General features: G+C 63.0%; 3 protein-coding genes. All 3 read right to left on the bottom strand.

Annotation, left to right across the window (positions count from 1 at the left end):
* On the bottom strand, positions 1–1,318 hold a 1,318-nt coding region (locus tag IAE36_RS23085), incomplete at its 3' end, for a condensation domain-containing protein (RefSeq protein WP_236409253.1).
* Positions 1,318–9,165 (bottom strand): non-ribosomal peptide synthetase, encoded by a 7,848-nt coding sequence (locus IAE36_RS23080; RefSeq protein ID WP_201214932.1) that lies wholly within the window; start codon positions 9,163–9,165, stop codon positions 1,318–1,320. The genes IAE36_RS23085 and IAE36_RS23080, both read right to left, overlap by 1 nt.
* A 10-nt stretch (positions 9,166–9,175) precedes the next feature.
* Positions 9,176–9,802, bottom strand: a 627-nt coding sequence (locus tag IAE36_RS23075; RefSeq protein ID WP_236409251.1) for a phosphopantetheine-binding protein, incomplete at its 5' end; no start/stop codon positions are given.

Here is a 9,802-nt window from a genome sequence, read left to right as displayed (position 1 = left end):
ACTCGACAGTGTCCAGCGTCAGGTCCAGCTGTGCGGTGTGGTTGTCCCACTCCAGCGACTCGACTTCCAGCCCGGTGCCGCCGCCCTCCGCGGCCCGCGCTGGCCGGTTGCCGCCTTGATGATTGAACATCACCTGGAATAGCGGGTTGTGGCTGAGGTTACGCTCTGGCTGCAAGGCCTCGACCAGTTGCTCGAACGGCAGGTCCTGATGGGCCTGCGCCGCCAAGGCATCGTGCCGGACCTGTTGCAGCAAGGTGCTGAACGGCAAGTCGCCGTGTACGTCGGCCTGAAGGATCTGCGTGTTGACGAAAAAGCCGATCAGACGCTCGGTCTCGACCCTGTTGCGGTTGGCATTGGGCACACCCACACGAATGCGCGACTGGCCACTGTAGCGGTGCAACAGCACCTGGTACGAGGCCAGCAGCAACATGAACAACGTCACGTTCTGCTGGTGCGCCAGTGTTTGCAAACCTTGCGCCAGGCCTGGCCGCAACACCACCTGAAGGCGCTCACCACGGAAACTCTGCTGGGCAGGCCGAGGATGGTCGAGCGGCAGCGCCAGCACCGAATGATCGCTGCCAAGGTGGTCCAGCCAGTACCCCAGTTGGCGCTCCTGTTCCCCTGCCTCCATCCAATGCCGTTGCCAAATGGCATAGTCGGAATACTGGATCGGCAGCTCAGGCAGTTGCACCGGTGCACCCTGGGCGAAGTGGGCATAGAGCTCGACCAGCTCGCGCACCATCACCTGCATCGACCAACCGTCGGAAACAATGTGGTGCTGGGTCAGCACCAGCACATGGTCATGCTCGGCAAGTGCCAGCAGGCGCACGCGCAGCAGCGGGCCATTGTCCAGATCGAACGGCTGCTGCGTCTCGCGCGCGGCGAAGGCGCGGATAATCCCATCGTGGTCGACACCTTCACCCTCAGCCTTTTCGACCTCCAGGCGCAATGCCGCTTCGGCCCCCACGACCTGGCGCACCTCGCCCTCCACATGCTGGAAATGAGTGCGCAGCGTGTCGTGGCGGGCGATCAACGCATTGAATGCCCGTTCCAGTGCAGGCACATCCAATGCCCCGCGCATACGCAGGGTGGTAGGAATGTGGTACGCCGTGCTGAGCGGGTCCAGTTTCCAGAGAAACCACTGGCGCTGCTGGGCGAATGACAGCGGTAAGGCCTCGAACGCCTCGCGCACTTGGGGGATCGGCAGGTTGGCTGGCGACACACCCTCTTCGAGCATCTTGCCCAGGTAAACCTTGCGCTTGTCCAGAGGCAGGGTGATGAACCGCTTGGCGATTCGAGCGGCTACCAACTTGTCCATCAAATTTCCTCCATTTCGTCGAGCAGGCTTTCCAGCTTGTTCAGCGTCGACGTATTGACTTGTTCACCGCTGGCTTCCAATTGGGCGACAAAATCAGCCAGGATCGGAAATTGGAAAATGAGTTGTGCCGTCAAGCTCAGGCCGAGCTCCAGCTGCAGCCGCGACACTACGTTGACCACCATCAGCGAGTGGCCACCCAGTTCGAAGAAGTGGTCACCCAAGCCGACTTGGGCGATCCCCAGTACGTCTTGCCAGACTGCCGCCACTTGGCACTCCAAGGTGCTTTGCGGGACGACATGGTTGTGCTGCCGCAGGCTACCGTCCGGGCTCGGCAAGGCCTTGCGATCAAGCTTGCCGTTGATCGTCAGCGGCAGCGCCTCGATGAACACCACATGTGCCGGGACCATGTAGTCCGCCAGCTGGCGCTTGAGGTGTGCCCGCAGAGAGTCACGCAGGGCGTGCTCATCAGTCACGGGCGCTTGTGCCACCACGTAGGCCACCAGTTGCTGGCCGGCTACCCCATCGACAGCGAGTACCGCGGCTTCCCGCACCTGCACCAAGGCCAGCAACTGCGCCTCGATTTCCCCCAATTCGATACGGAAGCCCCTAATCTTCACTTGGTGATCGATACGCCCGATATACTCGATAGCGCCGTCGGCGCGCTGGGTCACCAGGTCACCGGTGCGGTACAGGCGTTCACCCTGGGCCGCAAACGGGTTGGCGATAAAGCGTGTGGCACTCAGCGCCGGCTGGTTCAGGTAACCTCGGGCCAGGCCAGCACCGCCAATGAACAGCTCGCCAGTCGCCCCCTGCGGCACGGGGTTGAGATCACCGTCGAGCACGTACCAGGTCAGGTCACCGATCGGCTCGCCAATGGGGCTGGCCGCCTGCGCCTGCAAGTCGGCCAGTGACAGTGGGCGGTAGGTCACATGCACCGTGGTTTCGGTGATGCCGTACATATTGATCAACCTGGGCGCCTGGTCGCCGAAACGCTCGAACCATGGCCGCAGTGCCTTGACTTCCAACGCTTCGCCACCGAAAACCACATGGCGCAGGGTATGCGCGCCCACCACCGTCGGCGAGCAGGCGATCTGCATCAGCGCCTTGAACGCCGATGGCGTCTGGTTCAACACCGTGACTCGCTCATTGCACAGCAACTGGTAGAACGCTTCAGGGGCGCGGCTGACCGCTTGCGGCACGATCACCAGACGGCCACCGTAGATCAACGCGCCAAAGATCTCCCACACCGAAAAATCGAAGGCGACGGAGTGGAACAGAGTCCACACATCGTCGGCGCCAAAACCGAACCAAGCCTCGGTGGCCAGGAACAGCCGCACGGCATTGCGGTGCGGCAGCAATGTGCCCTTGGGGCGACCAGTGGAACCTGAGGTGTAGATGACATAAGCCAGGTTATCTGCATGCACCCTGACCTGCGGCGTGCTGTCGGCATAGCCCTGCACATCGTCTTCCAGCGTCAATATCGGTAGCCCCGCCGGCACCACCAGCCCAGGCAGCAAGGCCGATTGGGTAAGCAACAAGGCGACGGCGCTGTCTTCGATGATGTAGGTCAGCCGCTGCTGCGGCGTTTGCGGGTCAAGCGGCACATAGGCGCCGCCAGCCTTGAGGATGGCCAGTAAGCCGACAATCATCCAGGGACCGCGTTCGGCCGCCAGGCCCACCCGTACATCGGCACCTACACCCTGTTGGACCAAGCGATGCGCCCAACGGTTGGCCGTAGCTTCCAGCTGAGCATAGGTCCAGTGCTGGCCTTCGAAACTCAGCGCGACGGCCTGCGGCGCGCGGGCCGCCTGGGCGGCTATCAACTGATGTAGACAACGTTCGTCATGCAATTGCACGGTGTCTGTATTCCACTGTGCGAGCAACGCCGATTGCTGCACTGCACTGTGCACCTGGCATGCGTCCAGGCGCTGGCTGCCATCGCCTTGGGCCATCTGCAGCAGCAGTTGGCATAGCTGGCCGTGCAGGCGGTTGACCATTACCGAGTCGAAGGCCTGCCGGTCATAATTGAAGTGCAGCTTCAGGCGTTCGCTCAGGCTCGCGGAAAGCGTCAGCGGATAGTTGCTCTGTTCGTGGTTATGCAGGTTGGCGAAGCGAACACCCGGCGGGTTGGCCTGTTCCAGCGCTTCGGACACCGGATAGTTCTCGAACACCAGAATGTTGTCGAACAGCGCCTCGCCACCCTGCCCGGCCCAGCGCTGGATTTCAAACAGCGGGGTGTGCTCGTGTTCGCGCAAGGCCAGGTTCTGCGCCTGCACCGCCTGCAACCACTGGTCGACGGTCTGTTGCGCTCGTGGGCTGGCGATCACCGGCAGGGTATTGATGAACAGGCCGATCTGTTGCTCGATCCCTTTGAGCTCACTTGGCCGGCCCGCCACGGTGGCACCGAAGCAGACGCTGTCAGCGCCGCTGTAACGCTGCAGAAGCAGCAACCATGCGGCTTGCACCAACGTATTGAAGGTCACTTTATGCCGGCGGCAGAACTCTACCAACCGGGCTGTCTGCTGGGCATCAAGGCCGCCATGCAGGTTGCCATGTCCCGCTGCTGCAACGATATTGCCTTCGACGCAGCGGGCCAGCCGGGTCGGTGCACTCAACACGGCCAGCTGCTGTTTCCAGAAGGCTTCGCTGCCTGCCAGATCCTGGGCCTTGAGCCAGCCGATGTACTCGACATAACGCCCGCTCGATGTTTCGGGCACCTGCCCGCTATAGCGCTGCAACACTTCGCCCAGCAAGCGCGAAGCGCTCCAGCCGTCCATCAGAATGTGGTGATGGGTGTACACCAGGTGGTATTGGTCATCCTGCATGCGCACCAGCACCAAGCGCAGCAAAGGCGCTTCTGCGAGGTCGAAGCCCTTCTGGCGCTGGTCATCCGCCAGCTCATCGAGGGCCTGGGCCTGGTTGCTGCGGCCCCGCCAGTCATGCAGCGCATACGGCAGGCGGACCCGACGCTGGACCACCTGCACCGGCTGCGCCAGGTTCTGCCACACGAAACCGGTACGCAGGATGTCATGGCTATCGATGACTGCCTGCCAGGCTGCAGCAAAACGCTGCGGGTCCAGGCCATGGATGTCCAGGCGCATCTGGCTGATGTAGTCGCCAGTGCCGTGCTGATACAGAGAATGGAACAACATGCCCTGTTGCATGGCCGACAGGCCGTAGAGGTCGTCGATTCGCGCGGCGGGCAGCGGCAGTGCATCCAATTGTGCCTGGCTGAGGTTGGCGAGCGGGAAGTCGGATGGCGTCACTGCCCAGACCTCTTCGTCGAGGCAATGCTGCACCAACACCTGCAACTGACTGATCAACTGGTCGGCCAGGTGCTCGATGGTGGCGTGGTCGAACATCGCCTCACTGTACGTCCAGCTCAGGCTCAGGCGGCCATCAAACACTTTGCCGCTGATGTTCAGCCAGTTGTCCAACGGTGCCGACGTGCTTTGCTGGGCCCCGCCATATTCGCTGGCAGGGCGCAGCCAGGCGTCGCCCGCCGCGTTGAAACTGGCGTCGAACTGGCCCAGGTAGTTGAAGGTGATTCGCGGCTGCGGCAACCCCGCCAGCGCTGCACGGGTGGCGTCATCGCCCAGGTGGCGCAGCACGCCGAAGCCCAATCCCTTGGCAGGCAAGGCACGCAGTTGCTCCTTCACTTGCTTGAGCGTGCTGTCGATGTCCTGGCCTGCGGTCAGCCGCAACGGGAAGGCGCTGGTGAACCAGCCGACACTACGCGTGAGGTCGATATCGTCGAACAAGGCCTCGCGGCCATGGCCTTCGAGCTTGATCAGCGTGTCGGCGCGGCCGGTCCAGCGGCTGATGACCAAGGCCAGGGCGCTAAGCAGCAAGTCATTGACCTGGGTGCGGTAGGCCGCAGGCGCCTGCTGCAACAACTGGCGGGTCACGCCCTGGTCCAGTAGCCGATGTACGGTGGCCGCATGTTGGTTACCCAGCGCGCCGCCGGGGCGCTCGCAAGGCAGGCCGCTGTCGGCCCCCTGTAGTTGCGCCTGCCAGTAACCCAGCTCTGCCCGCAAGGCATCGCTGTGGGCATACTCGCCCAGGCGTTCGGCCCAGGCCTTGACCGAGCTGGTCTTGGCCGGCAACTGCACGGCCTGCCTCGCCTGTAGCTGGTGGTAGGCCGCCTGCAAATCCTCGAACAGTACGCGCCAGGATACACCGTCCACGACCAGGTGATGGATGACCAGTAACAAGCGCTGGCTACCGTCATCCAGATCGACCAACAGCGCACGCAGCAATGGCCCCTGTTCCAGGTCGAGGCTGGCCTGCGCCTGTTGGCAGGCCGCTTCCAGGCCAGCGATATCCAGGCCTTGCATATGCTCCAGCAATACTGGCGCAGGCTGCTCGTCCAGTGCGCGATAGCGTGCCCGCCAATGTCCATCGTGCTCGCTGAACACCAGCCGCAACGCATCGTGATGGATGAACAGCGTTTGCAATGCCTGACCCAGCAGCCCTGCATCCAGCACCTGCCCGGGCTGCAGCAGCACCGACTGGTTCCAGTGGTGACGCTGGGGCATGGGCGTGGCAAAGAATTCATGGTGAATAGGCAACAGTGGCATCAGCCCTTGCAACGCAGCCTGGTCAATCACCAGGCCCTGGCCACCGACTTCAGCGACCGAGGCCAGTCCTTGAACTGTCTGGTGCTGGAACAGTTGCTTGGCACTGATGGTAACGCCGGCCTGACGCGCCCGGCTGACCACTTGCAAGGTGATGATCGAGTCGCCACCCAGCTCGAAGAAGTTGTCGGTAACACCCACCTGCTCGCGCTTGAGCACGTCCTGCCAGATACCTGCCAGCGTCTGCTCCAACGAGGATTGCGGGGCGACGTAGGCCGGCAACGGGCTGGCATCGGGTAGTGGCAAGGCCTTGCGATCGAGCTTGCCATTGGGGGTCAACGGCAGACGCTCAAGCAGCACCAGTTGCGCCGGCACCATGTAGTCGGGCAAATGTTCGCGCAGGGCGGCCTTGATGCGTGTGCGCAAGCCATCGACTTGGCCAGCCGACGTGTTGGGTACGACGTAGCCTACCAGTTGCTGGCCGACCGCCCCCTCCACGGCAAGCACCACCGCATCAGTTAACTCGTCAAGCGCCAGCAGCCGCGCCTCGATTTCACCCAGCTCAATGCGGAAGCCACGGACCTTCACCTGATGGTCGATACGACCGACGTATTCCAGCGGCGCCTGAGCCGGATGGCGTATCAAGTCGCCGGTGCGGTACATGCGTTGCCCGTCCGCGGCGAACGGGTCGGGTACGAAGCGCTCGGCGGTAAGCCCAGGACGCCCCAGATAGCCGCGGGTTATGCCGTGGCCAGCCAGATACAGCTCAGCCGCAACCCCCGTCGGGACGGTCTGCAACTGCGGATCGAGCAGATAACCACGGGTATTACCCAGGGGCAGGCCGATGTTGGCCTTGCCCCCCGGTTCGCGACGGGCCCAGGTGGAATAGGTGGTGTCTTCCGACGGCCCGTACAGGTCATAGACATGCTCGACCGACGCCTGCGCATACAAGTCATCGACCAGCCCCTGCTTGAGCGGCTCGCCCGCCAGGTTGATGATGCGCACCGATGCCGGAATCTGGCCTGCGCGGTGCAAACCTGCAATGGCCGATGGCACGGTATTGATCAGGCGAACCTGTTCTCTTGCAGCCAACTGCGGCAGTTCCAGGGCATTGCGCGCCAACACCAGCGAGCCGCCGTTACCCAGGGTGACGAACAGCTCCCACACCGAAAGGTCAAAGCACACTGAGGTAGAGGCCAGCACCCCCTGAATCGACGGCTCCGGGTAAACCTCGGCCGACCAGCGCATCAACGCCATGACGCTGCGGTGGGCGATGGCCACGCCTTTCGGCTTGCCGGTCGAGCCGGAGGTATAGATAACGTAGGCCAGGTTCTGTGCAACCACCTGGGTATCGGGGTTTTCCTGACTGTAGCCTTGCGCCCCCAGGTCGGCGCCCGGCTCCAGCAACACCACATGCAATGCATCCAGCGCTGGCAGCTCTGCCAACAGAGCCTGCTGGGTGATGATCACCTGCGCGCGACTGTCGTCGAGCATATAGGCCACACGCTCTGGCGGGTAGTCTGGGTCCAACGGTACATAGGCACCACCCGCCTTGAGCACGCCAAGCAAGGCCACGAGCAGTTCGCCAGCGCGAGGCATGGCCACCGCCACCCGCACTTCTGGCCCCACGCCAAGCTCGATCAGGCGGTGGGCCAAGGCGTTGGCTCGGCGGTTGATTTCGTCGTAGCCCAGTACCTGTTCGCCGGCATACAGCGCCGGTGTGTCGCCTTTCTCCGCTACACGCGCCTCGATCTGGCGATGAATGCATTGTGACTCGTCGTAGTGCTGTACCGCACCGCTGCATGCCTGGGCCTGTGCAGCCTGCTCCGCGCCGGTCAGCAAAGGCAGTAAGTCGATACGCTGCCAAGCGTTGTCGACCAGTGCCTGCAACAGGGTCAGCCAGTGCCCGGCCATGCGCTCAATGGTGGCGCGGTCGAACAGGTCGGTGGCGTAGGTCAGGCTGGCACTGAGTTGCCCGCCGGATTCGTGGGTATTGAGGGTGAGATCGAACTGCGAGGTCTGTTTGTCCCAGGTCAGGTTCTCTACCTGTAGCACCGGGCCCGCTCCGGCCTGGCGGGTGCGGCCTTCGCTCTGGTGGTTGTACATGATCTGGAACAGCGGGCTATGGCTGAGGGTACGTTGCGGGTGCAGGGCCTCGACCAACTGCTCGAACGGCAGGTCCTGGTGGTCCTGGGCGGCCTGTACAGTGCTGCGCACCTGTTGCAGCAAGTCGGTAAAGGTGGCGACGCCTGCAAAGTCGGCCTTGAGCACCTGGGTATTGACGAAGAAGCCGATCAGGCCTTCGGTCTCCACCCGGTTACGGTTGGCCGTGGGCACGCCGACACGGATGTCGGCCTGGCCGCTGTAGCGGTGCAGCAGGGTCTGGAAGCTGGCCAGCAAGAGCATGAACAAGGTTACGTTCTCGCGCTGCGCCAGCCCGTTCAGGGCGGTCGCCAGGGCCTCTGGCACCTGAAGGTCGACACGCGCGCCACGGTCGCTCAACTGTGCCGGGCGTGAGTGATCGTACGGCAACGACAGCACACCCGGCTCGTCGGCCAATTGCGCCGTCCAATAACCCAGTTGGCGTTCGCGCTCGCCTGCTTCCATCCATTGGCGCTGCCACAAGGCGTAGTCGGCGTACTGGATTGGCAAAGCAGGCAGCGTCGGCGCCTGGCCTTGGATAAAGGCCTGGTAGCAGTGCATCAGCTCGTCGATCATCACTTGCATCGACCAACCGTCGGAAATGATGTGGTGCTGGGTCAGCACCAGCACATGGTCATCGTCAGCCACACGTAGCAGGCTCACCCGCCACAACGGCGCCTGGCGCAGGTCGAACAGGCGCCGGCTCTCCTGCTCGACACGTGCCTGCAATGCGGCCGGATCAGCGTCGAGCAGGGGCTCAGTGTGCAGGGTGAGGTCGAAGGCGGCGTGAATCACCTGTACTACCTGCCCCTGGTCTTCCACCAGTGCGGTGCGCAAGCTCTCATGCCGGCTGACCAGTACATTGAACGCGCGTTCCAGTGCAGGCACATCCAGCGCCCCGCGCAAGCGCAGGGCTGTGGGTATATGATACGCCGAACTCATCGGGTCGAGGTGCCAGAGGAACCACTGACGCTCCTGGGCAAAAGACAACAGTAGTGGCTCTGCGGTGTCGCGCTTGAAAATGGGTACCACCGAAAACAGGTTGATGCCCTTTTGCTTGAGCAGCACCGCCAGCGCTTTTCTCTCCTTTGCCGAGAGACTTCCAACCGACTCGATCAACGCTTGCACCCAAGGCTCCTTACGAAAGTAGTTTCTCCAACTCAGTGCTTGATAAACGTTTGAGAGCCTCCAAGGATTTAGCCAATTCGTCGTCGACCGACAGGTGCACCGCACGCAGGCCCTCCAGGCGTTCGGCAAAGGCTTGCAGGGTGTCGGTCTCGAACAGGTCTTTGAGCGGTACGTCAACACGCAGCAGGCTGCGCACCCGCACCACCACCTGAGTGGCGAGTAGCGAATGCCCACCCAGGGCGAAGAAGTTGTCGTCCAGCCCCACCCGCTCGACCTGCAGCACTTCCTGCCAGATCTCTGCCAGCTGGCCCTGCAGCTCTGTCTCGGGCGCCCGCCAGGCTCGCACCGCCATCTGTTCACTCAAGCCCGGCAGGGCCTTGCGCTCAAGCTTGCCGTTGGGGCTGAGCGGTAAGGCGTCGAGGAACATGAGGTGGTTGGGCACCATGTAGTCCGGCAGATGCCCAGCCAGTGCAGTGCGCAGCCGCTCACGCAGTGCGGCAGTGTTTTCCACGGGGAAGGTGGGTACGAGGTAGCCTGCCAGCTGAAGACCTGCCGGGCTGTCCACTGCAAGCACCGCCGCTTCGCGCACTTCGGCCTGCTCCAGCAGGCGCGCTTCGATCTCGCCCAGCTCGATACG

Source organism: Pseudomonas sp. S36 (assembly GCF_016647875.1).
Taxonomy (GTDB): Bacteria; Pseudomonadota; Gammaproteobacteria; order Pseudomonadales; family Pseudomonadaceae; genus Aquipseudomonas; species Aquipseudomonas parafulva.
The sequence above is the reverse complement of the archived record's forward strand: the minus strand, read 5'-3'. Positions and strand labels throughout refer to the sequence as shown.